Source organism: Streptomyces sp. NPDC000878, assembly GCF_053599695.1.
Genome location: NZ_JBSFMT010000016.1, coordinates 25,248 through 51,729 on the forward strand (window position 1 = coordinate 25,248; position 26,482 = coordinate 51,729).

The window sequence follows — 26,482 nt, forward strand, 5'->3', positions numbered from 1 at the left end:
GGTCATGCTGACGCTGCGGAGTGTGACGGTACATCCCGCCCCCGTGTCAAACGGGAAAAGCCCGCAACGGCCACTCGAACGGTAACCCGACTACCGCCATTCCTGCCGCCCGGAGTGTCGACCTGCCCCTTCGCGCCTATCCGGAGGGTGACCTCCCAGTTACCGGCGGACCCTCCGCCGTACGCACCGCCCGGCCGTCTCTCCCGCACCTCACACCCGGGTGAGGCACCATGCGCCGACCCCGAGGGCGACCAGCGCGACGACGCTCGCGAGGGCCGCCGATGCGACGGGGCTCACACCGAGGGCGACGGGCGCCCGGTTCCGTACCCGGGCCGCGGTCCACACCAGCAGCCCGCCCCCGAACAGGGCGAACACCACTCCCGCGAAGATCGCCGGTCCGCTCTCCATATCCCTGCCCGCCCCTTTTCCGCCCGCCCGGGAATCCCCGGACCCGGGAGGCTGGCACGCCCGGGAAGCGTCCGCGCGAACCCGAGGTGAACGCCGGACGGACGGCGGCCCCGCGTCCCTGTGAGTACCCGCCGGGCGCCCCCGGAGCACCCGCGCGAACGGCCCGGCCGACCACGGTCCGTCGCGACACGACCCCCGCGAATCTCACAGCCGGTACGCGCGTCCCGCCCCGGCCCGGCCGCCCAACTCGGCGCGAATATGCCGCCCGGGCCCTGCCGCCGCACACTCGGCACGAGGGCCGCGACGACCCGAGGGCTACGTCGGCCCAGGCGCCGCAAGCGGCCCGCCCGCACCGTCCGCGCGCTTCCCCGCGCCTCACGCGCCGCCCCTGTACCTCCCACCGCCGTACGGCGGACGAGTACGCGACCTGCCGTACCGAACTCGGCCGCGGCACCCCCCTCCACCATGGTCGGCACGGCGTAGCCGACAGCCCCACCGCAGCGGGACCGGACACGCTCACCCGCGCGTCGGCTCCAGGAACCCCAGCTCCACCAGCAGCCGGATCTGCGCGGGCGTCCGGTCCCGCAGCGACACCGGGTCCTCGCCGACCAGTTGGGCGATGGCGTCCAGGATCCGCCCCGCGCTCAGCGTGCCGTCGCACACGCCCGCGAAGCCCGCGCCGACCGTGTCCACCTTGGTGGCCCGGCGCATCCCGCGGTGCTGGCGCAGCACCACGTGCTCCGGGTCCTCGGCACCGGGCAGCCCGACCTGCTCCTGCACGACCTCGTCGCCCAGCCTGAAGTGCGCGGCGAGCAGCGCCGCGTCGTCGTGCGCGCGCAGGTAGTCCACGCGGTCGAAGTGCGCCCGGACCGTGTCCCCGAGCGGTTGTTCGACGGAGTGCGGCCACTCCTCCACAGTGATCGAAGGCTCGGCGGCCCCGGTCTTCCGCAGCGTGATCCAGCCGAACCCGACCGACTTCACCTTGCGCGTCTCGAACTCGTCCAGCCACGCGTCGTACCGCGCCCGGTACTCCGCCGGGTCCGAGCGGTGGTCGCCGGCGTCGCGCAGCCACAGCTCGGCGTACTGCGTGACGTCCTGCACCTCGCGCTGCACGATCCAGGCATCGCACCCGCGCGGCACCCAGGACCGCAGTCTGTCCTGCCAGTCCTCCCCTTCCACGTGCTGCCAGTTGGCGAGGAACTGTGCGAACCCGCCCTCGCGCAGCCGCTCCCCCGCCTCCTGAACGAGCGTGCGGCACAGATCGTCCCCGCCCATCCCGCCGTCCCGGTAGGTGAGCCGCGCGCCCGGCGAGATCACGAACGGCGGGTTGGAGACGATCAGGTCGTACGTCTCGTCCTCCCGGACCGGCTCGAAGAGCGAGCCCTCGCGCAGATCGGCCGCCGGGGCGCCGGACAGCGCGAGCGTCAGCGCGGTGATGTGCAGGGCACGGGGGTTGAGGTCGGTCGCCGTCACGCGCGTGGCGTGCTGGGCGGCGTGCAGCGCCTGGATCCCGGAGCCGGTCCCGAGATCGAGCGCGGCGGCGACCGGCGTACGCACGGTGATGCCGGCGAGGGTCGTGGAGGCACCGCCCACGCCGAGTACGACACCCTCGTCGTGACTGCCGATGCCACCGGCGCCGCCGACCGCGCACCCCAGGTCGGACACGATGAACCAGTCCTCGCCGTCCGGCCCGCTGTACGGCCGCACATCGACGGCGGCGGCCACTTCATCGCCCTCTCCAGGGACCAGCCACCCGCTCGCCACACAGTCGTCGACGGGCAATACGCCCGCCACGCGCGCGTGGGGCACGGATTGCTGCAACAGGAAGAGCCGTACGAGCAGTTCCAGCGGCGTGTCGCCACGGGTGGCCCGGAGCGCGGGCACGGTCTCGCTGCGTGCCAGGGCGGCGTACGCGGGCGCGCCGAGCCGGTCGAGCAGCCCGTCGGCGGTGAAGTCGGCGGCCAGAAGGGCGGCCCGGAGGCGCTTGGTGACGTCGAGGCGGTCGGCGGAGGGCAGGGCGTGCAGGCTGACGTTACTCACGCCCCCATTGTGTCCGCCCCGCCGCTCCGCCGCGCACGCCTGTGGACAGACGCGCGCGGACACCTCGTACGCCTGTGGAAAACTCCCGCGGAGGTCAGCTGGCCGCCGAGGAGGCGGACGGGGACGCGGTCGTCGTCCTGCAGCTCTCCTGCTCGGACATCGCCTTGCCGACGTCGCCCTCCTCCAGGGCCTTCAGGGCGTCGTTGCCGCTCTGGCTGAGCTTGTCCAGCTGGGTGGCGACACCCTTGAGGCCGTCGGCGAACTTCGCCTGGTCCTTGGTGTCGAGTTCGTCCACCTGCTTCTTGAGGCCCGCGTAGGACGTCGAGATGTCGTTGAGCTCCTTGACGGCGTTCGTCTTCTTCGTCTCGCCGTCGTCGACGTTGGGCGCGCCCGCCGTGTTCACGGCCGTTCCGATCGCCTTGTAGGCGTCCGCCATGTCCTGGAAGGCCTGTGCGTCGGTCTTCTGGACGGCCTCGGGCGTGCTGTTGTCCGAGGTCTCCTTCTGGATCGCGGCGTTGGCGGCCTCGATCTTCTGCGCCTGCGGTTTCACCGCGTCGCACACCTGCTTGGCCCAGGCATCCAGCTTCTCGTTGCCGTCGTCGCTGCTGCATCCCGACAGCGCCAGTACCAGTACCGCACCGCCGGACAGTGCGACCGCGAGCTTCTTGTTCACCGGATTGGTCCCTTCCATGGCTCTCGGCCCCGGAACATACACGCCAACTGGGCGACATCAGCGTGACGGACATCCACTTGATGTGTTATTGCAGCCATTTGCACCAAGAGAGAGAAGGCTCACGGAAATGCCGTGCAACCCACGCCAAGCGGGCGGACGACGCGTCAAAACGCGCCGTCCGCCCGCTTGTTGGCCGGTTCCTGACCGTCCTCGCTACGAAACCACGGCGGGATCAGCCGACTTGGCCACCCCCTGTGCCTCCTCCTCGTCGTCCCCGGCGACCCCGCGCCGCTTCGACACGTACACCGCGCCCACGATCACCGCGATCGACAGGACCGCGATGACGATGCGCAGGGCGAGGTTCTCGTCGTCGCCGTAGCTGAACTTGACGATCGCGGGCGCGATGAGCAGCGCGACCAGGTTCATCACCTTCAGCAGCGGGTTGATGGCCGGGCCCGCGGTGTCCTTGAACGGGTCGCCGACGGTGTCGCCGATGACGGTCGCCGCATGGGCCTCGCTGCCCTTGCCGCCGTAGTGACCGTCCTCCACCAGCTTCTTCGCGTTGTCCCACGCACCACCGGAGTTGGCGAGGAACACCGCCATCAGCGTGCCGGTGCCGATGGCGCCCGCGAGAAACGCGCCGAGCGCGCCGACGCCGAGCGTGAACCCGATGGCGATGGGCGCCAGGACGGCCAGCAGCCCGGGCGTGGCGAGTTCCCTGAGCGCGTCCCTCGTACAGATGTCGACGACGCGCCCGTACTCCGGTTTCTCGGTGTAGTTCATGATCCCGGGGTGCTCGCGGAACTGCCGCCGCACCTCGTAGACGACCGAACCCGCCGACCGCGAAACGGCGTTGATCGCCAGCCCGGAGAACAGGAAGACGACGGCCGCGCCGGCGATCAGGCCGACCAGGTTGTTGGGCTGCGAGATGTCCATCACGAGGTTCATCGGCCCGCCCTCGCCGACCTTCTCGCCGACCTCGCGCGCCGCGGTCGTGATCGCGTCGCGGTACGACCCGAAGAGCGCCGACGCGGCCAGGACGGCCGTGGCGATGGCGATGCCCTTGGTGATGGCCTTGGTGGTGTTGCCGACGGCGTCCAGGTCGGTGAGGACCTGCGCGCCCGCGCCCTCGACGTCGCCGGACATCTCGGCGATGCCCTGCGCGTTGTCGGAGACCGGCCCGAAGGTGTCCATCGCCACGATCACACCGACCGTGGTGAGCAGGCCGGTGCCGGCCAGTGCCACCGCGAACAGCGCCAGCATGATGGACGTACCGCCGAGCAGGAACGCCCCGTACACGCCGAGGCCGATCAACAGGGCGGTGTAGACGGCCGATTCGAGCCCGATGGAGATACCGGCGAGGACGACGGTGGCCGCGCCGGTGAGGGAGCTCTTGCCGATGTCCCGGACGGGACGGCGGGTCGTCTCGGTGAAGTAGCCGGTCAGTTGCTGGATCAGGGCCGCCAGCACGATGCCGATGGCCACCGCGAGGAGCGCGAGGATGCGTGGATCGCCGTCCTTGGCGGCGATGGCGGCGTCGGTGATCCCGTCGAGTTCGGCGTACGTGGACGGCAGGTAGACGTAGACGGCGATCGCGACGAGTGCGAGCGAGATCACCGCGGAGATGAAGAAGCCGCGGTTGATCGCGCTCATGCCGCTGCGGTCGGACCGCTTCGGCGCCACCGCGAAGATGCCGACCATCGCCGTGAGGACGCCGATCGCGGGCACCAGGAGCGGGAAGGCGAGCCCGGCGTCGCCGAAGGCGGCCTTGCCGAGGATCAGCGCGGCGACGAGCGTCACGGCGTACGACTCGAAGAGGTCGGCCGCCATGCCCGCGCAGTCGCCGACGTTGTCGCCCACGTTGTCGGCGATGGTCGCGGCGTTGCGCGGGTCGTCCTCCGGGATGCCCTGCTCGACCTTGCCGACCAGGTCGGCGCCGACGTCGGCGGCCTTGGTGAAGATGCCGCCGCCGACCCGCATGAACATGGCGATGAGGGCGGCGCCGAGGCCGAAGCCTTCGAGCACCTTCGGCGCGTCGGCCGCGTAGACCAGCACCACGCAGGAGGCGCCCAGCAGGCCGAGGCCCACCGTGAACATGCCGACGACACCGCCCGTACGGAAAGCGATCTTCATCGCCTTGTGGGAGACGTCGGTGAGATCCTTTTCCGGCTCGCCTTCCGCCGGAGTCGCTTCCCGCGCCGCGGCTGCCACGCGCACATTGCTGCGCACGGCGAGCCACATGCCGATATAGCCGGTGGCCGCGGAGAACGCGGCGCCGATCAAGAAGAACACCGACCGTCCGGCGCGCTGATTCCAGTCGTCGGCGGGCAGCAGCATCAGCAGGAAGAACACGATCACGGCGAATACGCCGAGCGTGCGCAACTGCCGTGCCAGATAGGCGTTCGCGCCTTCCTGGATCGCCTTCGCGATCTCCTTCATGCTGTCGGTGCCCTCGCCCGCCGCGAGCACCTGGCGCACCAGCACCCCGGCGACCACGAGCGCCGCCAGGGCGACGACCCCGATGACCATCACGAGCAGACGGTTGTCGTCGGTCAGTACTGCGGCTGCGAAGGTTGTGGGTTGATCGAACCGATGAGGGGTAGAAAGCCCCGCCATTCGTCCTCCTTGACGCTTGGGCTGAGCTCAAGATGTGGACGGATTGTAGGTACCTGAACCTGATCAAAACAGTACGCGGAAACGGAATAGATCGCCCCATGCTATTCAGCAAATGATCGACAGAAGATCCATTGACCCGCATGGCGTAATGCCGCAGACGCATTCACGCGTGATCGAATTCGTGATCGAATTGCCGTGTGACTGATCGTGAATAGCTTCACGAAGGGATCGTGAATAGCTTCACTAATTCCGGAACCCGTCGGCAAAAACGCCAAGGGCCCTGCTCAGCAGGGCCCTTGAGGCTGTACGGGGTTGAGGTCGGCGTCGAATATCAGGGGAGGAGCGTGACCGGCGGCGTGATTGGCCAGCTCATGCGGATAGATCCGCCGTTCTCCCCTGCGGTGACCTCGACGTCGTCGACGAGGCCGCTGATGACCGCGAGGCCCATCTCGTCCTCCTCGGCATCCACGTCCGCGTCGCCGCCGGCCCCCGGAGCGTTGTCGCCGGGAGCCGATCGGGGCGCTTCGTCACCGACCTCGATGGAGAACTGCTTCTCCTCCTCGATCAGCGTCACCCGCACCGGGTCCGAGATGCCACTGCTCTGGTGCAGTCCGACGGCACGCGAACAGGCCTCGCCGACGGCGAGTCGCACCTCGTCGAGTACGGCCTCGTCCACTCCGGCCCTGCGCGCCACCGCTGCCGCCACCAGTCGGGCGGTCCTGACGTGCTCGGGCAGCGCGCTGAAGCGGAGTTCAACGGTGGCCATGCATCCCCCTCGGAATACGGGCGTGCGGTCAGGGGGCCAGGTCGCCGAGACCCGGACCCCCCTCGTTAACTTCTTCCGTCACGGACGTGTGTACGGGTGGCCGCACACGCGTCCGGTAAACGGCCGTCAGTCGGTGGCCGCCACCGCTTCGTCGACCGAGGTGTGGATCGGGAACACCTTGGTGAGACCGGTGATGCGGAAGATCTTCAGAATGCGCTCCTGGTTGCAGACCAGGCGCAGCGAGCCCTCATGGGCACGCACACGCTTCAGGCCACCGACCAGCACGCCGAGCCCGGTGGAGTCGAGGAAGTCGACACCCTCCATGTCGACGACGAGGTGGAAACTCCCGTCGTTGACCAGCTCGACCAGCTGCTCACGCAGCTTGGGCGCGGTATAAACGTCGATTTCGCCACCGACCTCGACGACCGTACGATCGCCGACGGTACGGGTCGACAGGGACAGGTCCACGGATCCTCCAGCACCTTGCTATCGAGCGGTCATCCCAAGGGACACCTCGGCAGAGCCCCCGGGACGGTTCGCCAGCCGCGATGGCATTCAATCACTTACCGCAGGGCGTGCACGACGCCTTGGGCCCATTGTCCGTCACGCCAGTGACACACTCGATCCCGATGGCCAAGAATCACCGATCCGAACGACCCTCGACTTTCGCCGCCTCGCGGCCGGATCCGGGCACGATCCTGGACCGGCTCGCCTCGGGGCCGAGCCGGGCTTCGCGCATCACTCATACGGAGCACTTGCCCCCACGTGCGGGCCGCCATGCCGTCTGGCCCGACCGGATTCGCGCCGAGGTCATCGCCGCGATCCAGGCCGCCGGTATCGAACACCCGTGGGCCCACCAGGCACTGGCCGCCGAGCACGCCCTGGACGGCGACAACGTGATCGTCGCCACAGGCACCGCCTCGGGCAAGTCGCTCGCGTATCTCGTACCGGTCCTCTCGTGTCTCCTGGACGGCTCCGAGGCCCCCAACGGCCGCGGGGCGACCGCCCTGTACCTCGCCCCGACCAAGGCCCTCGCCGCCGACCAGCGACGTTCCGTGAAGGAACTTTCACAACCTTTGGGAAACGCGGTGCGACCGGCCGTGTACGACGGCGACACCCCCGTCGAGGAGCGCGAGTGGGTCCGCCAGTACGCGAACTACGTCCTGACCAACCCGGACATGCTGCACCGGGGGATACTCCCGTCCCACCCCCGCTGGTCCTCCTTCCTGAAGTCGCTGAAGTACGTCGTCATCGACGAATGTCACACCTACCGCGGTGTCTTCGGCTCCCACGTCGCCCAGGTCCTGCGCCGACTGCGCCGCCTGTGCGCCCGCTACGGCGCCTCCCCCGTCTTCCTGCTCGCCTCCGCCACGGCCGCCGAGCCGTCGGTCGCCGCCCGCCGGCTGACCGGCCTCCCGGTGGTCGAGGTCGCCGACGACGCGTCACCGCGCGGTGAACTGGTGTTCGCCCTCTGGGAACCCCCGCTCACCGAGCTGCACGGCGAGAAGGGCGCGCCCGTCCGCCGTACAGCCACCGCCGAGACCGCCGACCTGCTGACCGACCTCACCGTCCAGGGCGTGCGCTCGGTGGCCTTCGTACGCTCCCGGCGCGGCGCCGAGCTGATCGCGGTGATCGCCCAGGAACGGCTCGCCGAGGTCGACCGGTCCCTCGCCCGGCGCGTGGCCGCCTACCGCGGCGGCTACCTCCCCGAGGAGCGCAGAGCCCTCGAACAGGCGCTCCACTCCGGCGAACTCCTCGGCCTCGCCGCCACCACCGCCCTCGAACTCGGCATCGACGTCTCGGGGTTGGACGCCGTCGTCATCGCCGGCTACCCGGGCACCCGCGCCTCCCTGTGGCAGCAGGCGGGCCGCGCGGGACGTGCCGGACAGGGCGCGCTGGCGATCCTGGTCGCCCGCGACGACCCGCTGGACACCTTCCTCGTCCACCACCCGGAGGCCCTGTTCGACCAGCCGGTCGAGTCGACCGTCCTCGACCCGGACAACCCGTACGTCCTGGCCCCCCACCTGTGCGCGGCAGCGGCGGAACTCCCCCTGACCGACGACGACCTGGAGCTGTTCGGCCCCGAAACAGCGGCCCTGCTCCCGCAGTTGGAGGCCGCGAAACTGCTGCGCCGCCGCACCAGGGCCTGGCACTGGACCCGCCGCGAACGGGCCGCCGACCTGACCGACATCCGGGGCGGTGGCGGCAACCCGGTCCAGATCGTCGAGGAGGGCACAGGACGGCTGCTCGGCACGGTCGACGCGGGCGCCGCGCACACGGCCGTGCACGAGGGCGCGGTCCACCTCCACCAGGGCCGCACCTACCTCGTCCGCTCCCTCGACCTGAAGGACTCGGTCGCCCTGGTCGAGGAGGCGAGTCCGCCGTATTCGACGGTCGCCCGCGACACGACGTCCATCGCCGTCCTGGAGACGGACACCGAGATCCCCTGGGGCGACGGCCGCCTCTGCTACGGCTCCGTCGAGGTCACCAACCAGGTCGTCTCCTTCCTGCGCCGACGTGTCATGACCGGTGAGGTCCTGGGCGAGACAAAGCTCGACCTCCCGCCGCGTACGCTGCGCACCCGCGCCGTGTGGTGGACCGTCACCGAGGACCAGCTCGACGCCGCGCGCATCAACCCGGAGATCCTCGGCGGCGCCCTGCACGCCGCCGAACACGCGTCGATCGGCATGCTGCCCCTCTTCGCGACCTGCGACCGCTGGGACATCGGCGGCGTCTCCGTCCCGCTCCACCCGGACACCCTCCTCCCCACGGTCTTCGTGTACGACGGCCACCCGGGCGGCGCGGGCTTCGCGGAGCGCGCCTTCCACACGGCCCGCTCCTGGCTGACAGCCACCCGCCAGGCCATCGCCTCCTGCGAATGCGACGCCGGCTGCCCGTCCTGCGTCCAGTCCCCCAAGTGCGGCAACGGCAACGAGCCTTTGCACAAGCGGGGGGCGGTGCGGCTGCTGACGGTGCTGTTGCAGGGGGCGCCGGAGGAGAAGGCTCCGGAGGAGGCGGGGTAGGGCTGGTCCAGGGCTTGCCCGTACGGGGTCGGCTCAGGTCGGTCCCAGAGGCCCAGGGGCCGGTCCCAGAGGCTCAGGAGGCCCTGGTGGCCCCGCCCTCGACCTGACCTCCGCCGCGAACAGTCCCCGTCCCGATATCACCGTCAGGTCCGACGTCTCGCCCACGATCGCGCACCGGACGAGCCGAGTGCCCTGTGCCGCAGCAACCCGCTCCGCCCGATCACAGGCCCCCGAGGCGCCCTCCGCCCAGTGGTCCGCCGCCGCGAGCGCCGCCATGTCCGCACCGGTGGCGGCCCGATGCCGGGCCACAGCGGCCTGCCCCATGGCGAGGACCACGCCGAACACCACACAGAGGGCAGCAATGGCACCGACGCTCCAGACGGTCGCGGAGCCACGGTCGGAGTGGATCGGGTGCCCGGAAACAGCCCTGGAGAGCCTGGCGAGCCACCCGTGTCCCGGACGCCTCATGCGCCCACCCCCACCGTCTCCTCGGCCAACGCCACGGCTTCGTGCGCCACATCGACGGTCAGGCGACCAATCCCCGGCGGCTGCGCCACGACCTTCACCCGCACCAGGTCACCCTCTCTGCTGAAGGTCACCTCCGCCCCGCTCGGGGCGGCGCTACGGGCCACCGCGGCGACCGCGCCAGGCGGTTCCTGCCGGGCGGCGGCCCGGGCACCGGCCCGGGCCGCGTCCACGCACTGGATCTGCGCGGCGGCGACGAACAGCGCCCAGACCAGGCCCATCGAGAACAGCACCAGCACGGGCAGCACCACAGCGGCCTCGGCGGTCACGAACCCCCGGTCCCGCCACCGCCCCACATCCCGCTCCCGGGCCCGGCGTTCACATCTTGGCATCGAGGGCCCGCTTCACGATGGCCTGCAACTCCGAGCTGACCTGCCCGCTCGTCACCACCTTGTAGAGCACCGCGGCGAACGCCACCGACGCGATGATGCCTACGGCATATTCCGACGTGACCATTCCGGCATCCCTGCGCGTCCCGAGCGCCGCACGCGCCCTGAACGCCAGCGCCCACACCCGTTCCCGTACCACTGCGAACATCTCAACTCCCGTAAGTTTCAGCTCTGTTGATGACTTGATGCCGTTGACCTGCTGTTGACGACCCGCTCCTGATCTCGCACCCCTCCCGTCACCCACCACCCCCGCCCAGCAACCCGTCCGCCAGCCCGATCACCACGGGCAGTACGCCGACCGCGATGAACGCGGGCAGGAAGCACAGCCCCACCGGCGCGGTGACCATGACGGCCGCCCGTCGGGCCCGTTCCGTCGCCGCGCGCCCCCAGCCGGCGCGGGTGTCGGCGGCGATGCGCGCGACGGGTGCCGCCGCGGCAACGCCCGACTCGTCGGCCCGCTCCAGCAGCCTCGCCAGGGGGCCGGCGCCCGGTATCGACGCCAACCTCCGCCAGGCCTCGGCCGGTTCGCCGCCGAGCCGTACCTCCGCCGCGCCCCGCGCCAGCCGCTCCCCGACCGGCCCCGCCAGCGCCTCGCCCACCGCCTGGGCCGCGATCACCGGACCGGCGCCGGCCGCGATACAGGCCGCCAGCAGATCGGCGGCTAGCGGGAGTTGCCGGGCCGCCTCGGCCGTGTCGACCTCCTCCGCCGCCGCGCCACCGGCCGCTTGTCGCAGTCGCCACCGCCACAGCCCGAACCCGGCGACCAGTCCCACCACGACCCCGGCCCCGCCGCCGACCAGCACCCACCCGGCGCACCCCGCGCCCACCACGGGCAGCCACCGCCGTACGGCGTCCCTCGCCTCGAACCGCCGCCTCACCAAGGCCCGTTCCCGTGCCAGCAGCCGGGCCAGCCTCCGTCGCACCCTCCGTTCACGCCGTACCGTCTCGATCCACCGCAGCAGCCACCCCAGGGTCAGCGCGACCCCCAACACCGCCCCCAGCCTGTGGAAAACCTCCGCGCTCACGCCAGCTCCCTTCGCCGGCCCCGATAAACGGCCTTCCGGTCAACGGCCGTCCCGCGACCGCCCCCGTCACGCACTCCCCCGGCCCTCATGCCGCCTCCGCTCCCCGCACGATCCGCAGCACCCACCACAGCCCCACGCCCTCCAGCACCCCGCCGACCAGCAGGCAGCCCAGTCCGGCGCCGGAATGCAGCAGCACGTGCAGGGGATCGGCGCCCAGTGCCGTGCCCAGGAACAGCCCCAGCACCGGCAGGCCCGCGAGCATCACCGCCGTCGAGCGGGCGCCCGCCAACTGGGCACGCAGGTCGGCACGTTGGTCCCGGTCGGCGCGCAGGGCCCCTTCCAGGCGGTCCAGGCCGGCCGCCAGTCCCGCGCCCTGGTCCACGGCCACCCGCCAGCACGCCGCGAGGCCCAACAGCCCCTCCGCGCCCGGTTGTCGGGCCGCCCCGGCAAGCGCCCCGGGGACGTCCCCGCCGAACCGCGCCGCCGCCAGCACCGACGCCTGTGCCTCGCCGATCCCGCCGGAGTCACGTGCCGCCCGCAGCAGCGCCTCCCCCGGCTGCCGCCCGGCCCGCACCTCACCGGCGAGCGCCCCGCACAGCGCGATCACCTCGTCGCCCCGCCGCTCCCGGGCCCGGCGCACCTCACCGGCCAGCCTTACCCGGCGCAGCAGCGGCACCCCAGCCGCGCCCACCAGCGCCGGCACCACGGAGGCGCCCAGCAGTGCCACCACCAGCCCGACGGCCACCGCCCACCACTCGGCCCGCAACCGCCCGCGCAGCCGCCGCAGTTCACCGGCGGCCCGCTCCCACGAGGGCGGCCCGGTCCCCACCGCCCCGCCCCCGGCGAGCAGCAACTCCGCCCGCCGCGCCCCCGGATACCGCCCGCCCAGCAGCCAACAGACCGCCCCGACACACACCCCGGCCACCGCCATCGACAGCTCACCGATCCCGGTCACGCGCCCTCACCCCCCTGCCCCTTGTCGCCACCGGCGCGAAGCAGCCCCCGCAGCCGCTCCCACCCCCGCTCGTACGCGAACGCCTCCTCGCCCCACCGCAGCGCCGGCACGGTCACCACCAGCCCCGACGGGTCCCGCTCCAGCACGTGAACCTCGGCGATCCGGCGCCGCCCGGCCCGGTCGCGGGCGAGATGCAGGACCACCGACAGGGCGGCTGCCAACTGGCTGTGCAGCGCGGCCCGGTCGAGCCCGGCGGCCGTACCCAGCGCCTCCAGCCGCGCCGGTACGTCCGCCGCCGCGTTCGCGTGGACCGTCCCGCAACCGCTGTGGCCCGTGTTCAGGGCGGCGAGCAAATGCACGACCTCGGCGCCCCTGACCTCCCCGACCGCCACCCGGTCCGGCCGCATCCGCAGCGCCTGCCGGACCAGGTCCTGGAGCGTGACCAGGCCCGCGCCCTCCTGGTTGGCGGGTCTGGTCTCCAGGCGTACGACGTGCGGATGGTCGGGCCGCAGCTCCGCCGAGTCCTCGGCCAGCACGATCCGCTCGCCCGGGCCGACCAGCCCCAGCAGGGCGCTCAGGAGGGTGGTCTTGCCGCTTCCCGTGCCGCCGCTGATCAGGAAGGACAGCCGGGCGTCGAGCAGCGCCCGCAGTACCCGGTCGCCGCCCGGCGGTACCGTCCCCGCGGCCGTCAGCTCGTCCAGGGTGAACGCGCGCGGCCGTACCACCCGCAGCGACAGGCAGGTGCAGCCGACGGCCACCGGGGGCAGTACCGCGTGCAGGCGGGTCCCGTCGGGCAGCCGGGCGTCGACCCACGGGCGGGCGTCGTCGAGCCGCCGTCCGGCCACTGCGGCCAGGCGTTGCGCGAGCCGTCGTACGGCGCCCGCGTCCGGGAAGGAGACGGCGGTCAGTTCCAGTCCGCCGCCCCGGTCCACCCACACCCGGTCCGGGGCCGCCACCAGGACGTCGGTGACCGACGGATCGGCGAGCAGCGGCTCCAGTGGGCCGGTGCCGACCAGTTCGGACCTCAACCGCTCGGCGGCGCCCAGTACTTCGGCGTCCCCGAGCACCCGTCCCTGCTCCCGCAGGGCCTGTGCCACGCGCGCGGGTGTCGCCTCGGCGCCGCTCTCGGCCAGCCACTGCCGTACGCCGTCCAGCAGCCCGGCGGGCGCCCCCGGCCCCTCGTCCCAGCGCACGCGGCTCATACGCCACCCGCCTCGGCCAGTGCCCGCTCCCAGAACACCGTGCAGAACCTGGCCAGTGGTCCGCGTGGGGCCGCTCCCGGTGGCGCCTTGCCCTCGTGCGGGCGTGCCAGGGCCGATTCGACGGGGACCTCGCCCGCCAGGGGCAGATCGAGCAGCCGGGCCACCTCGTGGTCGTCCAGTCCCGGTGTGTACGGCCCCCGTACCGCCACGCGCAGGTCACGCAGGACCATGCGCACGGCGGACGCCACCCGGCCGGCCGCCGCGACGGCGCGCAGTTCGCCGGGGACCACCAGGATCCCGACGTCCAGTTGGGCAAGGACCTCGGCGACGCCGTCGTCGATGCGCCGCGGAAGGTCGACGACGACTGCCCCACCGCGCCGTCTGGCCGCGGCGAGCACCGCCCGTACGGCCTGGGGCGGGACGGCCACGCAGTCTCCGCGGTCCCAGCTGAGCACCCTCAGGGAGTGCAGTTTCGGCAGCGACTCCTCCAGGGCGCCGCCGCCGACCCGGCCGCGCGAGGCGGCGAAGGCGGGCCAGCGCAGTCCGTCGGCAGTCTCGCCGCCGAGGAGTACGTCGAGTCCGCCGCCCAGGGGATCCGCGTCCACGAGGAGGGTGCGCAGTCCCTCGCGCGCGGAGGTGACGGCGAGCGCGCAGGCCAGCGTGGACGCTCCGGCCCCGCCCCGGCCGCCGATGACGCCGACGGTGAGCGCGGGCCTGCCGACGCCCTCGGCGACGTCGGCGATCCGGTCGACGAGCCACTGTTCGCCGTCGGGCAGCATCAGGACGTGGTCGGCGCCGATCTCGACGGCCCGCCGCCAGACCCCGGAGTCGTCCTGGTCCCGCCCGACCAGCACCACTCCCCGCCTGCGCACGGCCCCGCGCACCCGTCGTACGGCGTCGTCGCCGACCAGGACGAGCGGTGCCGCCTCCCAGCCACCGCCCCGCTCGGGCACCCCGTGGTGCACTTCGGGTGTGGCACCTGCCGCCGCGCACAGGCGCAGCAGGTCGTCCAGCAGATCGGCGTCCTCGGTGACGATCAGCGGTCCGCTCTGCCGTCCCTCGGCCGCGGGCTGATCGTTGTCGTGCGTGATGGCTCCCGCCATGGTTTCCGGCCCCCTTCGCTAGTTCCCAGACATGCGGAGAACCGGCGAGCGGCCTCCAGATGAACGGCCGACAGAAACCGGCCAAGCGCGTTCGACAAACCGAACCGGCCATGAACTCGCCGCGAGCGGGACGCGCTGGAATCACGATGAGGCGAACCCGGAAATCGTGTGGATCTTGGTCGAAATCTGTGGACAACACAGCGGTTGTGGATATCTCCCTCACCCAAACAGGTGACTGCTGTACGACTTTCCCCAGAGCAGCGTGATGACTACGCACAGTGACGGATCGTGGGCATGCGAAAGAGGCGGCCGAAGCCGCCTCGTACGGCGCCACGGCCGCGAAGGAAGTGCGAAGGGAGAGAGAAAACCCACCCGGACATGCGACGACCCCCGCCGGGGGGGAGAGCGGGGGTCGTCCCCACGGTTCGACTCGGGGGGGGAGGAGCCGGACCGGGTTAGCACGGTCGCGAACGATCCGTGACTTCCATGGTGTACCCGACAGCCCTCTCAGGCAAACCCACGCGCCACACCTTACGCCGAATGGTGGGCGCCTATGCTCGGGCTCGTGGAAAACCACTCCTTGCCCCGCACAGCCGCCTTCTTCGACCTGGACAAGACGGTCATTGCGAAGTCGAGCACGCTCACGTTCAGCAAGTCGTTCTACCAGGGCGGTCTGATCAACCGCCGGGCCGTCTTGCGTACCGCCTATGCCCAGTTCGTCTTCCTGGCGGGCGGCGCGGATCACGACCAGATGGAGCGCATGCGCGAGTACCTGTCCGCGCTGTGCCGAGGCTGGAACGTCCAGCAGGTCAAGGAGATCGTCGCCGAGACGCTGCACGACCTGATCGACCCGATCATCTACGACGAGGCCGCCTCCCTCATCGAGGAGCACCACACCGCCGGCCGTGACGTGGTGATCGTGTCCACGTCGGGCGCTGAGGTCGTCGAGCCGATCGGCGAACTGCTCGGCGCGGACCGGGTGGTGGCCACGCGCATGGTCGTCGGCGACGACGGCTGCTTCACGGGCGAGGTGGAGTACTACGCCTACGGGCCCACGAAGGCCGAGGCGATCAAGGAGCTGGCCGCGTCCGAGGGATACGACCTCGCGCGCTGCTACGCGTACAGCGACAGCGCGACCGACGTCCCCATGCTGGCGTCCGTCGGCCATCCGCACGCCGTGAACCCGGACCGCACCCTGCGCCGGGAAGCGGTCGCCCGCGGATGGCCGATCCTGGACTTCCACCGCCCGGTCCGGCTGAAGCAGCGCCTGCCCGCGCTCTCCGTACCGCCGCGTCCGGCTCTGGTCGCCGCCGCCGCGATAGGTGCGGCGGCGGCCACCGCGGGCCTCGTCTGGTACGCGAGCAAGCGGCGCCCGACGGTCGCCTGACCCGCCCCTCCGGCCCCGTCCGGGGTCATCCGGCACATCGGCGCCCGAATCATGCCCATTTGATCATAAAAGTAAAGAAGTACAGCCAGGGCTTCCGCTTACTCCGGTCCAGGAGTAGAAAGGACTTAACGGCCCGCGAGACCAAGGACATCCGAAAGGATCACCTTAATAACGCAATTGGCCCCACGGACCGAGCATGAACACTGGGCACCCACGCGACGTCGACCCGTCGATTACGGGCCAGCCGCACCAGGTGACGGGCCAAGTTCCCGACCTGATGGGCAATATATCGAGGACGCTTGGTAACCGGGTGGACATGCCAGCGGCGGTACGAATCCTCGTACCGCCGCATCCCTTTGAAGGCCCTCCGCGGAGGGCCTTTTCGCCGAACTGCCCCCGCGTATCCGCTTTTACGCCGCTCCGCGCTGCAACGCCTCGCACACGGCCGTCGATTCACGCGCCCCGAGTTCGACCGCCCGGCCACAGTGCGCGATCCACGTCGCCATGCCCTCCGGGGTACCGGAGACGTAGCCTTCGAGCGCCGCCAGGTATGCCGCGCGGCCCGGTTCGGCGTGGCCGACCTCGGCCGGGCACACGGACTTCGGGTCGAGGCCGCTGCCGACCAGGACGATCCGCTCGGCCGCGCGCGCGACAAGGCCGTTGTGGGAGCCGAAGGGGCGCAGCGCGAGAAGTTCGCCGTGCACGACGGCCGCGGTGACCAGGGCGGGGGCGGAGCCGCCCGCGATGATCAGCTCCGCGAGTCCCTCAAGGCGTCCCGACACCTCGGCCGCGCTCGGCAGCGGCAGTTCGACCAGCGGCTCGTCGACCGGCTCGCCGTCCTGGCGCGGGCGCCCCACCTCGTCGCCCGTGCCCGCGGCGGCGACCAGATGCAGCCGGGCCAGCACGCGCAGCGGCGACTGACGCCAGATGGACAGGAGTTGGCCGGCCTCCGCGGTCAGCCGGAGGGCCGCGCCGACGACCCGGGCCTCGTCGTCACCGCTGAAGTCGGTGCGTCGGCGCACCTCTTCGAGGGCCCAGTCGGCACCGGAGAGGGCCGCGGAACCTCGTGCGCCGCGCAGTGCCGCCTCGCCGGTGATCTCATTGCTGCGCCGCCGCATGATGCGATGTCCGTAGACCCGGTCCACGGACTTGCGCACGGCCTCCACGGAGTCGGCCACCCCGGGCAGCGATCCCAGGGCCGCTAGCGGATCGGCGGTCGCGCCTGTCGTACTCATGAGTACGACCCTACGCAATCCAGGGAGCCGACCCACGAAGGAGTGGACTTCCTCACGCTCCCTGGACACCCTCCGCGGTCGCCCCACTACCGTTACTGAACATGAAAATTGCTTTCGTCGGGAAGGGCGGCAGCGGCAAGACCACGCTGTCCTCCCTGTTCGTCCGCCACCTCGCGGCCTCCGGGGCGCCGGTCCTCGCCATCGACGCCGACATCAACCAGCACCTGGGCGCCGCACTCGGCCTCCATGACGCCGAAGCCGCCGCGATGCCCCCGATGGGCGAGCGGATGGACCTGATCAAGGAGTACCTCCGCGGCAGGAACCCGCGCATCGCCTGCGCCGACGCGATGATCAAGACGACCCCGCCCGGCGAGGGTTCTCGGCTGCTGCGGGTCCAGGAGACCAATCCGGTGTACGACGCCTGTGCCCGGCCGGTGGAACTGGACGGCGGCGCCGTCCGTTTGATGGTCACCGGCCCGTTCACCGAAGCCGATCTCGGAGTGGCCTGCTACCACTCCAAGACGGGCGCGGTGGAGCTGTGCCTGAACCATCTCGTCGACGGCCCGAGCGAGTATGTCGTCGTCGACATGACCGCGGGCTCGGACTCCTTCGCGTCCGGCCTGTTCACCCGCTTCGACATCACGTTCCTCGTCGCCGAACCGACCCGGAAGGGAGTCTCCGTCTATCGCCAGTACAAGGAGTACGCCCAGGACTTCGGGGTCGTCCTGAAGGTCGTCGGCAACAAGGTGCAGGGCCAGGACGACCTCGACTTCCTCCGCGCCGAAGTCGGGGACGACCTCCTGGAGACGGTCGGGCACTCGGACTGGGTACGCGCCATGGAGAAGGGCCGCCCCACCCGGTTCGAACTCCTGGAGGACACCAACCGCCGTTCCCTGCGCCGCCTGCGGACGGCCGTCGACGCCACGTACGACCTCCGCGACTGGGAGCGCTACACCCACCAGATGGTCCACTTCCACCTGAAAAACGCCCACTCCTGGGCCAACGCCCGAACGGGAGTCGACCTGGCGGCCCAGGTCGACCCGGGCTTCGTCCTGGCCGAGCAGATGACGACGACCACTGTCTGAGGGCGGCGAACAGGGGTCCTGGTTCGGGCGCGCGCAGCGCCCCGAAAGGGGCGCGGGGAACTGCGCGACCAGCCCCCACCGCCCCGCACCCGAAGAACCACCCCCAACAACCCCCTACCGCTTGCCCGCAGGCGCCCCCGGCACCCCCTTCGGCGCCGGGGCCGACGCCGACCGCCCCGCCGCCGCAAGGAAGTTCACCCATCCCCGCTTCGGCGCCTCGCCAACCTGAAGCGTCCGCAACCGAGCCAACACCTCCGGATCCTGCGCATCCAGCCAGTCCGCAAGCTGCCGGAACGAAACACACCTCACGTCGGCCTTCGTACAGACCCGCTCGATGACCTCCTCGACGGCGCGCATATACACCCCACCGTTCCAGGACTCGAAGTGGTTACCGATGATCAGCGGCGCCCGGTTGCCGTCGTGCGCACGCTCGAACCCCTTGAGGAGACCGTCACGGAACTGGTCACCCCAGTACTCGTGGCGGTTCGCGTCGCCCGTACGCGCCCCGGACTGGTTCATGTAGAAGTTGTAGTCCATGGTCAGCGTCTCGAAGCCGCGGCCGGGGACCGGGACGAGCTGCATGGACAGGTCCCACAGGCCCTTCTTCTTCTCGGGCCAGACCTGGTCGTTGACGCCGCTCGTGTCGTAGCGGAAGCCCAGTTCGCGGGCGGCGCTCATGAAGTTCTTCTGCCCTTCCAGGCAGGGTGTGCGGGCGCCGACGAGTTCCCGCTCGTAGTCGAAGGGCAGCGGGGACGCCTTCTTCATGCCCGTGGTGGTCTTCCAGGACTTCACGAAACGTTTCGCCTGGGCGATCTCGTCCTTCCAGTCCTCCACCGACCACTCACCGACACCACCTCCGGCGCCGCAGAAGTGGCCGTTGAAGTGGGTGCCGACCTCACTGCCCTCCAGCCAGGCGAGCCGCAGCTGCTTCACGGTGTCGGCGATGCCCTGCTCGTCGTTGAAGCCGATGTCGGAGCGGCCCGGTGAGTGCTGGGGCGGCCGGTACAGGTCGCGCTTGTCCTCCGGGAGCAGGTACACGCCGCTCAGGAAGTACGTCATGGTCGCCTTGTTGGCCTTGGCCACCTTGCGGAAGTGGGAGAAGAGCCGCTGGCTGTCCTCACCCGCGCCGTCCCAGGACAGGACGACGAACTGCGGCGGCTTCTGGCCGGGCTTGAGACGCTCGGGTCTGGGCTGGTAGGGCTGGGCTCCGGTGTACGCCGTGGAGCCGTCGCCGATCAGCCGGACCGCACTCCTGGGCGCCGGGGCCGGCGCCGCCTTCTTCGCACCGGGTGCGCCTCCCTTCGTACCGGAGCCGGTGGTTCCCGTCCCGCAGCCGCCGAGTGACGCGGCACAGGCCGCGACGGCCACGACGCCCGCGGCGATCCTCTTGGTGACGGCCATGTCCGCCCACCTCTTCCTTCGTTCGGGCCGGCGCTTTCGGGCGCGGCGCCGCCAAGGTGGCACGGGACAAGAAATGAATTAGTACGACAAGCCGATCAAAAGTTCAGTTCACCCTTCGGGGTGATCCATTACCCCATTTGCCTGGAAAATCCATACTCGGCCTTTACTGTGCATTACGATCCATTTACCGAGCGTTGAAAAATCCCGCCGCTGCACGCCGTGACCACACGGCCGCGACCCGCCCCCCGCCACAGACGGGGGACCACCTGTTCCGCGACCGCGCTGCCCCGGAGGAGACGGGAAACATGTCTGCCTGCGTCCCCACTCGCGCCCCCGACCCGACTCGGACGAAGCGCATGCACCAGCCCCACAGCCCACCCACACCGCCGACCCCGCCCCGCCGCTTCCGGATCGCGGGCGCCGATGTGTCGGCCGCCATCGCGGTCTTCCTGATCGCCCTGCCCCTGTCCCTGGGCATCGCCCTCGCCACCGGCGCCCCGCTCCAGGCCGGCCTGGTCGCCGCCGCCGTCGGCGGACTCGTCGCCGGACGGCTCGGCGGCTCTCCGCTGCAGGTGAGCGGCCCCGCCGCCGGCCTCACCGTCGTCACCGCCGAACTCATCCAGCGGTACGGATGGCGGACGACCTGCGCCATCACCGTCCTCGCCGGGCTCGCCCAGCTCGGCCTCGGCTGTCTGCGGGTGGCCCGCACGGCGCTCGCCGTCAGCCCCGCCGTCGTCCACGGCATGCTCGCCGGCATCGGCGTGACCATCGCCGTCGCCCAGCTGCACATCGTCCTCGGGGGTACGCCGGAGAGCGCCGTCCTCGACAACCTCCGCGCGCTGCCCGCCCAGCTGGCCGGGCTGGACCCCGACGCCGTGTCGATGAGCGTGCTGACGCTGACCCTGCTGCTGCTCTGGCCCCGGCTGCCCGGCCGGGCGGGGAGCATGCTGCGCAAGGTGCCGGCCGCGCTCGTCGCCGTCACCGGCGCCACGCTCACCGCCGCGCTCGCCGGGCTGAGCCTGCCCAAGGTCGACCTGCCGTCCTGGCGCAGCCACGCGCTGGCCGGGCTGCCCGAAGGCCCCGTGCTCGGCCTCGTCGCCGCCGTGCTCACCGTCACGCTGGTGTGCAGTGTGCAGTCGCTGCTCGGCGCGGTCGCCGTGGACAAGCTGGTGGCCTCCCGGCCCGATCTGCTGGCCGGACGGATCGAGCGGTCAGGGGGTGCGACCCGCGTCGGCCGCTCCGACCTGAACCGTGAGCTGCTCGGCCAGGGTGCCGCCAACGTCGTGTCCGGGGTGCTCGGCGGGCTGCCGGTCGCGGGCGTGGCCGTGCGGAGTTCGGCGAATGTGCAAGCCGGTGCCGTGAGCCGGAACTCCACGATGCTGCACGGCGTTTTCGTAGTAGTCGCCGCGCTGCTGATGGTTCCGATCCTGGAGCTGATCCCGCTCGCCTCACTCGCCGCCCTGGTGATGGCCGTCGGCATCCAGATGGTGTCCCTGCACCACATCCGCACGGTGACACGCCACCGCGAGGTCCTGGTCTACGCGGTGACGACCCTGGGCGTCGTCCTGTTCGGCGTCCTCGAAGGAGTGCTGCTGGGCGTCGCGGTCGCCGTCGCCGTCGCCCTGCACCGCCTCGCCCGCACCCGGATCACCTACGAAGTGAGAGACGACGAGAGAGAGGGAGTCCATTACGTACACGTACGAGGACAGCTGACGTTCCTCGCGGTGCCCCGGCTCAGCCGGACCCTGCACCTCGTGCCCCAAGGGGCCGACGCCGTCGTGGAGTTGGACGGCTCGTTCATGGACCACGCGGCGTACGAATCGCTGCAGGACTGGCAGAACACGCACACCGCGCAGGGCGGCACCGTCGAGGTGACCGGCCGTACGGGGACCCGTATCGCCGAGCCCACGAACGACTCCGACTGCCGCTGCCGGCCCTGGACGCCCTGGCGCAACCACCAGTGCGAGGTCCCGGAGTTCGGGCAGGCGCGAGGTGAGTTCGCGAGTGCGCCCGCGGGAGCGAGCGGTCCCACCGGTTCATCGGGTTCGCCCGGTTCTCCCGGCTCTGCGGGCTCTGCGGGCTCTGCGGGCTCGGCCGGCTCGATGCGCTCATCCGGCTCAACCGGTGCCGTCGAGCCGAGCGGGCATCAACTGGCGCGCGGTATCAGCGCGTTCCAGCGGAACACCGCTCCGCTGGTGCGCGGTGAGCTGGCCCGGCTGGCGCGTGAGGGACAGCGGCCCGCACAGCTGTTCCTGACGTGTGCCGACTCGCGGCTCGTCACGTCGATGATCACTTCCAGTGGTCCCGGCGACCTGTTCGTCGTACGGAACGTCGGCAACCTGGTGCCGCTGCCCGGCGCGGAGAGCGGGGACGACTCGGTGGCGGCGGCGATCGAGTACGCGGTGGACGTGCTGCAGGTGCGTTCCATCACGGTGTGCGGGCACTCCGGGTGCGGGGCCATGCAGGCGCTGCTGAGCATGGAGCCCGGCGGGGCGCGGACGCCGCTCAGGCGGTGGCTGCGGCACGGGCTGCCGAGCCTGGAGCGGATGGCCTCGACGGACCGGCCCTGGGCGCGACTGGCCGGACGGGCGCCCGCCGACGCGGTCGAGCAGCTCTGCCTGACCAACGTGGTCCAGCAGTTGGAGCATCTGCGGGCGTACGAGTCGGTGGCGCGGGCACTGCGGGAGGGTGCGCTCGAACTCCATGGGATGTACTTCCATGTGGGTGAGGCGCAGGCGTATCTGCTCAGCGGAGAGGTGGGCGGGGACGAGGTGTTCGATCATGTGCGGGCGGCCGGGCTGTCCGCCTGACGGGGCGGATGAACCGGGCGACGGTCGCGCACGTGACCTTGGTTGTCCCCTTCACAAGGAGGCGCGCCGACGGAATCGGCCTGGCGGTCCGAAGGTCCAACGACTTGAGGGCGCAGAGGTCTAAACCATTTTCCGTCGGCCCTTGTCATCGGGCCCCCCGGTCTGATGAGCTGTGGCCCGGGACACAACGGACACCCTGGGAAAGGGAGATGTCGTGAGCAACGAAAGCCTGGCCAACCTGCTCAAGGAAGAGCGCAGGTTCGCGCCACCCGCCGAGCTGGCCGCGGACGCCAACGTCACGGCGGAGGCGTACGAACAGGCCAAGGCTGACCGGCTCGGCTTCTGGGCCGCGCAGGCGCGCCGACTGAGCTGGGCCACCGAGCCGACCGAGACCCTGGACTGGTCGAACCCGCCGTTCGCCAAGTGGTTCAAGGACGGCAGCCTCAACGTCGCCTACAACTGCGTCGACCGGCATGTCGAGGCCGGCAATGGTGACCGGGTCGCCATTCACTTCGAGGGCGAGCCCGGCGACAGCCGCGCGATCACCTACGCCGAGCTCAAGGACGAGGTCTCCAAGGCCGCCAACGCCCTGCTGGAGCTGGGAGTTCGGAAGGGCGACCGGGTCGCCGTCTACATGCCGATGATCCCGGAGACGGCGATCGCGATGCTGGCGTGCGCCCGGATCGGCGCCGCGCACTCCGTCGTCTTCGGCGGGTTCTCCGCGGACGCGCTCGCCACGCGCATCCAGGACGCCGACGCCAAGATCGTCATCACCACCGACGGCGGCTACCGCCGGGGCAAGCCCTCCGCGCTCAAGCCCGCCGTCGACGCCGCCGTCGAGCGCGTCGACAACGTGGAGCACGTGCTCGTCGTCCGCCGTACCGGCCAGGACGTCGAGTGGTACGACGACCGGGACGTGTGGTGGCACGAGGTCGTCGACCGGCAGAGCACCGAGCACACGCCCGAGGCGTTCGAGGCCGAGCAGCCGCTGTTCATCCTCTACACCTCCGGTACGACGGGTAAGCCCAAGGGCATCCTGCACACCTCCGGCGGCTACCTCACCCAGGCCGCCTACACCCACCACGCCGTCTTCGACCTCAAGCCGGAGACCGACGTCTACTGGTGCACCGCCGACGTCGGCTGGGTCACCGGGCACTCGTACATCGTGTACGGGCCGCTGGCCAACGGCGCGACACAGGTGATGTACGAGGGGACGCCGGACACCCCGCACCAGGGCCGCTTCTGGGAGATCGTCCAGAAGTACGGGGTCACGATCCTCTACACGGCGCCCACCGCCATCCGTACGTTCATGAAGTGGGGCGACGACATCCCCGCGAAGTTCGACCTCTCCTCCCTCCGGGTGCTGGGGTCCGTGGGCGAGCCGATCAACCCCGAGGCGTGGATCTGGTACCGCAAGCACATCGGCGGTGACGTGACGCCCATCGTGGACACCTGGTGGCAGACCGAGACCGGCGCCATGATGATCTCCCCGCTGCCCGGCGTGACCGAGACCAAGCCGGGGTCCGCGCAGCGGGCGCTGCCCGGGATCTCCGCCACCGTCGTCGACGACGAGGCGCGCGAAGTGCCCAACGGGGGCGGCGGTTACCTCGTACTGACCGAGCCGTGGCCGTCGATGCTGCGCACCATCTGGGGCGACGACCAGCGGTTCATCGACACGTACTGGTCGCGTTTCGAGGGCAAGTACTTCGCCGGTGACGGCGCCAAGAAGGACGACGACGGCGACATCTGGCTGCTCGGGCGCGTGGACGACGTCATGCTCGTCTCCGGGCACAACATCTCCACCACCGAGGTCGAGTCGGCGCTGGTGTCCCACCCCTCCGTCGCCGAGGCGGCCGTCGTCGGCGCCGCGGACGAGACCACCGGGCAGGCCATCGTCGCCTTCGTCATCCTGCGCGGCAGCGCCACCGAGACCGACACCCTCGTCGCCGAACTGCGCAACCACGTCGGCACCACCCTCGGTCCGATCGCCAAGCCCAAGCGCATCCTGCCGGTCGCGGAACTGCCCAAGACCCGCTCCGGCAAGATCATGCGCCGCCTGCTGCGCGACGTCGCCGAGAACCGCGAGCTGGGTGACGTCACCACCCTGACCGACTCCACCGTCATGGACCTCATCCAGACCAAACTGCCCGCGGCGGGCAGCGAGGACTAGAGCAGGACCGGAACACAACTGAACAGACCCGAGGGGTCCCTCCGGGCGGCGCTTCCCGCGCACCTTAGGTAGGCTAAAGATCGCGTCAACGACGCGACAAGATCCGCGAGGATCACCAAAGGTGCGCCGGGAAGTCTGGTCGGCACGCGTTCCGTGCTGCCCACCGACCGGAGGTCCCCCGTGGTCGCCCCCCGTACCGCCAACCGCAAGCTCCTCGGACGGCTCTCGCTGCCCGAGCGGACGTACGTCGCGGACGCGTTGCGGACCGAGACCGTCGGCGGGGTGCTGCTGCTCCTCGCCGCGATCGCCGCGCTGGTCTGGGCGAACACCCCGGTCAAGGCCTCCTACGAGGCCGTCCTCGACTTCCATGTCGGGCCGGCCGCCCTCGGGCTCGACCTCTCCCTCCAGCACTGGGCCGCCGACGGCCTGCTCGCCGTCTTCTTCTTCGTCGCCGGTATCGAACTCAAGCGCGAACTCGTCGCCGGGGATCTGCGCGACCCGAGGGCCGCCGCGCTGCCCGTCGTCGCCGCCCTGTGCGGGATGGCCGTACCGGCGCTCGTCTACACCCTCACCAACGTCACCGGCGGCGGTTCGCTCGCCGGGTGGGCCGTGCCCACGGCCACCGACATCGCCTTCGCGCTCGCCGTGCTCGCCGTCATCGGTACGTCCCTGCCGAGCGCCCTGCGCGCGTTCCTGCTCACGCTCGCCGTCGTCGACGACCTGTTCGCCATCCTGATCATCGCGGTCTTCTTCACCGCCGACCTGAACTTCGCCGCGCTCGGCGGCGCGTTCGCCGGCCTCGCCGTCTTCTGGCTGCTGCTGCGGAAGGGCGTACGCGGGTGGTACGTGTACGTCCCGCTCGCGCTCGTCATCTGGGCGCTGATGTACAACAGCGGCATCCACGCCACCGTCGCCGGAGTCGCGATGGGCCTGATGCTGCGGTGCACGACCCGGACGGAGGACGGGGAGGAGCGCTCGCCCGGTGAGCGCGTCGAGCATCTGGTGCGGCCCCTGTCGGCCGGGCTCGCCGTGCCGTTGTTCGCCCTGTTCAGCGCGGGTGTCTCGGTGTCCGGCGGGGTGCTGGGGGACGTGTTCACGAAGCCCGAGACGCTCGGGGTCGTGCTCGGGCTCGTCGTCGGGAAGACGCTCGGGATCTTCGGCGGGACCTGGCTGACGGCCCGTTTCACCCGGGCCTCGCTCAGCGACGACCTCGCCTGGGCGGACGTGTTCGCCGTCGCCTCGCTCGCCGGGATCGGGTTCACCGTCTCGCTGCTGATCGGCGAACTCGCGTTCGACGGCGACGCCGCGCTCACCGACGAGGTCAAGGCCGCCGTCCTGACCGGCTCCCTCATCGCCGCGCTCGCCGCGACCGTACTGCTGAAGATCCGGAACGCCCGCTACCGCCGGATGTGGGAGGCGGAGGAGCGCGACGACGACCAGGACGGCATCCCCGACATCTACGAGGAGCACGATCCGGCGTACCACCTGCGCATGGCCGAGATCTACGAGGGGAAGGCGGCAGAGCACCGGCGCATCGCCGACCTCAGGGTCGCCGAACTCGAGGCCGCCGAGCGGGACCGGCTTGCCGAAGTGCCGGGCGGGGCGGGCGACGGGGGTGACGGTCCGGCATGATCTGACACGTAACGTCGGACCGGTGGGTCGGACACGT

The 26,482-nt window shown here is 71.1% G+C and carries 21 protein-coding genes; 6 read left to right on the forward strand and 15 right to left on the reverse strand.

From position 1 onward, the window contains the following. Positions 1–210: 210 nt before the first annotated feature. The 6 genes from ACWDR4_RS16780 to bldG form a co-directional block, all read right to left on the reverse strand. Positions 211–408 carry a hypothetical protein gene (locus ACWDR4_RS16780; protein ID WP_450409127.1) on the reverse strand — a complete coding sequence of 66 codons (198 nt, stop codon included), beginning with the start codon at positions 406–408 and terminating at the stop codon, positions 211–213. A 516-nt stretch (positions 409–924) separates the two neighbouring features. Then, entirely contained in the window at positions 925–2,448 is a 1,524-nt protein-coding gene (locus tag ACWDR4_RS16785; protein WP_450409128.1) for a DUF7059 domain-containing protein, read from the reverse strand. Between the two features lie 94 nt (positions 2,449–2,542). Then, a complete protein-coding gene (locus ACWDR4_RS16790) occupies positions 2,543–3,139 on the reverse strand; it encodes a small secreted protein (RefSeq protein WP_450409130.1) in 597 nt (198 codons plus the stop codon). 195 nt (positions 3,140–3,334) lie between these two features. Continuing rightward, positions 3,335–5,737: a sodium-translocating pyrophosphatase gene (locus tag ACWDR4_RS16795; protein WP_450409131.1), complete on the reverse strand. Its 2,403-nt coding sequence runs from the start codon at positions 5,735–5,737 to the stop codon at positions 3,335–3,337. A 331-nt stretch (positions 5,738–6,068) separates the two neighbouring features. Beyond that, entirely contained in the window at positions 6,069–6,503 is a 435-nt protein-coding gene (locus ACWDR4_RS16800) for an ATP-binding protein (RefSeq protein WP_450409133.1), read from the reverse strand. Between the two features lie 126 nt (positions 6,504–6,629). Then, positions 6,630–6,971, reverse strand: coding sequence for an anti-sigma factor antagonist BldG (gene bldG / locus ACWDR4_RS16805; protein WP_005475923.1), 342 nt, complete (start codon positions 6,969–6,971; stop codon positions 6,630–6,632). 80 nt (positions 6,972–7,051) lie between these two features. Here bldG and ACWDR4_RS16810 point away from each other — a divergent pair, with 80 nt between their 5' ends. Next, positions 7,052–9,526, forward strand: a complete 2,475-nt coding sequence (locus tag ACWDR4_RS16810) for a DEAD/DEAH box helicase (RefSeq protein WP_450409135.1) — start codon at positions 7,052–7,054, stop codon at positions 9,524–9,526. 33 nt (positions 9,527–9,559) lie between these two features. Here the strand turns inward: ACWDR4_RS16810 and ACWDR4_RS16815 are convergent, their stop codons facing one another. The 7 genes from ACWDR4_RS16815 to ssd all read right to left on the reverse strand — a co-directional run bounded on the left by ACWDR4_RS16815 (position 9,560) and on the right by ssd (position 14,725). Continuing rightward, a complete protein-coding gene (locus ACWDR4_RS16815; protein ID WP_450409137.1) occupies positions 9,560–9,994 on the reverse strand; it encodes an Rv3654c family TadE-like protein in 435 nt (144 codons plus the stop codon). Then, the gene (locus ACWDR4_RS16820) at positions 9,991–10,383 is read right to left on the reverse strand and encodes a TadE family type IV pilus minor pilin (RefSeq protein WP_450409139.1); all 393 of its coding nucleotides are present in this window, start codon (positions 10,381–10,383) and stop codon (positions 9,991–9,993) included. Before ACWDR4_RS16820 ends, ACWDR4_RS16815 begins: the two co-directional genes overlap by 4 nt. Next, positions 10,370–10,588: a DUF4244 domain-containing protein gene (locus ACWDR4_RS16825; protein ID WP_450409141.1), complete on the reverse strand. Its 219-nt coding sequence runs from the start codon at positions 10,586–10,588 to the stop codon at positions 10,370–10,372. Before ACWDR4_RS16825 ends, ACWDR4_RS16820 begins: the two co-directional genes overlap by 14 nt. 88 nt (positions 10,589–10,676) lie before the next feature. Further along, positions 10,677–11,465, reverse strand: coding sequence for a type II secretion system F family protein (locus tag ACWDR4_RS16830; RefSeq protein WP_450409143.1), 789 nt, complete (start codon positions 11,463–11,465; stop codon positions 10,677–10,679). A gap of 85 nt (positions 11,466–11,550) precedes the next feature. Further along, on the reverse strand, positions 11,551–12,396 hold the full coding sequence (locus tag ACWDR4_RS16835) for a type II secretion system F family protein (protein ID WP_450409363.1): 846 nt from the start codon (positions 12,394–12,396) through the stop codon (positions 11,551–11,553). 20 nt (positions 12,397–12,416) lie between these two features. Beyond that, on the reverse strand, positions 12,417–13,622 hold the full coding sequence (locus ACWDR4_RS16840) for a TadA family conjugal transfer-associated ATPase (RefSeq protein ID WP_450409145.1): 1,206 nt from the start codon (positions 13,620–13,622) through the stop codon (positions 12,417–12,419). Next, positions 13,619–14,725 (reverse strand): septum site-determining protein Ssd, encoded by a 1,107-nt coding sequence (gene ssd, locus ACWDR4_RS16845; RefSeq protein WP_450409146.1) that lies wholly within the window; start codon positions 14,723–14,725, stop codon positions 13,619–13,621. The genes ACWDR4_RS16840 and ssd overlap by 4 nt, the downstream gene beginning before the upstream one ends. 553 nt (positions 14,726–15,278) lie before the next feature. Here ssd and ACWDR4_RS16850 point away from each other — a divergent pair. After that, positions 15,279–16,112 (forward strand): HAD family hydrolase, encoded by an 834-nt coding sequence (locus ACWDR4_RS16850; protein ID WP_450409148.1) that lies wholly within the window; start codon positions 15,279–15,281, stop codon positions 16,110–16,112. 410 nt (positions 16,113–16,522) lie between these two features. On the opposite strand, the gene ACWDR4_RS16855 is transcribed toward ACWDR4_RS16850, so the two are convergent. After that, the gene (locus tag ACWDR4_RS16855) at positions 16,523–17,347 is read right to left on the reverse strand and encodes an oxidoreductase (protein WP_450409150.1); all 825 of its coding nucleotides are present in this window, start codon (positions 17,345–17,347) and stop codon (positions 16,523–16,525) included. 101 nt (positions 17,348–17,448) lie between these two features. Between ACWDR4_RS16855 and ACWDR4_RS16860 the strand changes: the two genes are divergently transcribed. Then, on the forward strand, positions 17,449–18,432 hold the full coding sequence (locus ACWDR4_RS16860; protein ID WP_450409152.1) for an ATP-binding protein: 984 nt from the start codon (positions 17,449–17,451) through the stop codon (positions 18,430–18,432). Between the two features lie 114 nt (positions 18,433–18,546). Here ACWDR4_RS16860 and ACWDR4_RS16865 read toward each other — a convergent pair whose 3' ends face one another. Beyond that, entirely contained in the window at positions 18,547–19,833 is a 1,287-nt protein-coding gene (locus ACWDR4_RS16865) for a hypothetical protein (RefSeq protein ID WP_450409154.1), read from the reverse strand. A 305-nt stretch (positions 19,834–20,138) separates the two neighbouring features. On the opposite strand from ACWDR4_RS16865, the gene ACWDR4_RS16870 reads away from it, so the two are divergent. The 3 genes from ACWDR4_RS16870 to nhaA all read left to right on the forward strand — a co-directional run bounded on the left by ACWDR4_RS16870 (position 20,139) and on the right by nhaA (position 26,445). After that, positions 20,139–22,643, forward strand: a complete 2,505-nt coding sequence (locus ACWDR4_RS16870; protein ID WP_450409156.1) for a bifunctional SulP family inorganic anion transporter/carbonic anhydrase — start codon at positions 20,139–20,141, stop codon at positions 22,641–22,643. A 172-nt stretch (positions 22,644–22,815) separates the two neighbouring features. After that, entirely contained in the window at positions 22,816–24,813 is a 1,998-nt protein-coding gene (gene acs / locus ACWDR4_RS16875; RefSeq protein ID WP_450409158.1) for an acetate--CoA ligase, read from the forward strand. Between the two features lie 180 nt (positions 24,814–24,993). Then, positions 24,994–26,445, forward strand: coding sequence for a Na+/H+ antiporter NhaA (gene nhaA, locus ACWDR4_RS16880; RefSeq protein ID WP_450409160.1), 1,452 nt, complete (start codon positions 24,994–24,996; stop codon positions 26,443–26,445). The last annotated feature ends 37 nt before the right edge of the window (positions 26,446–26,482 follow it).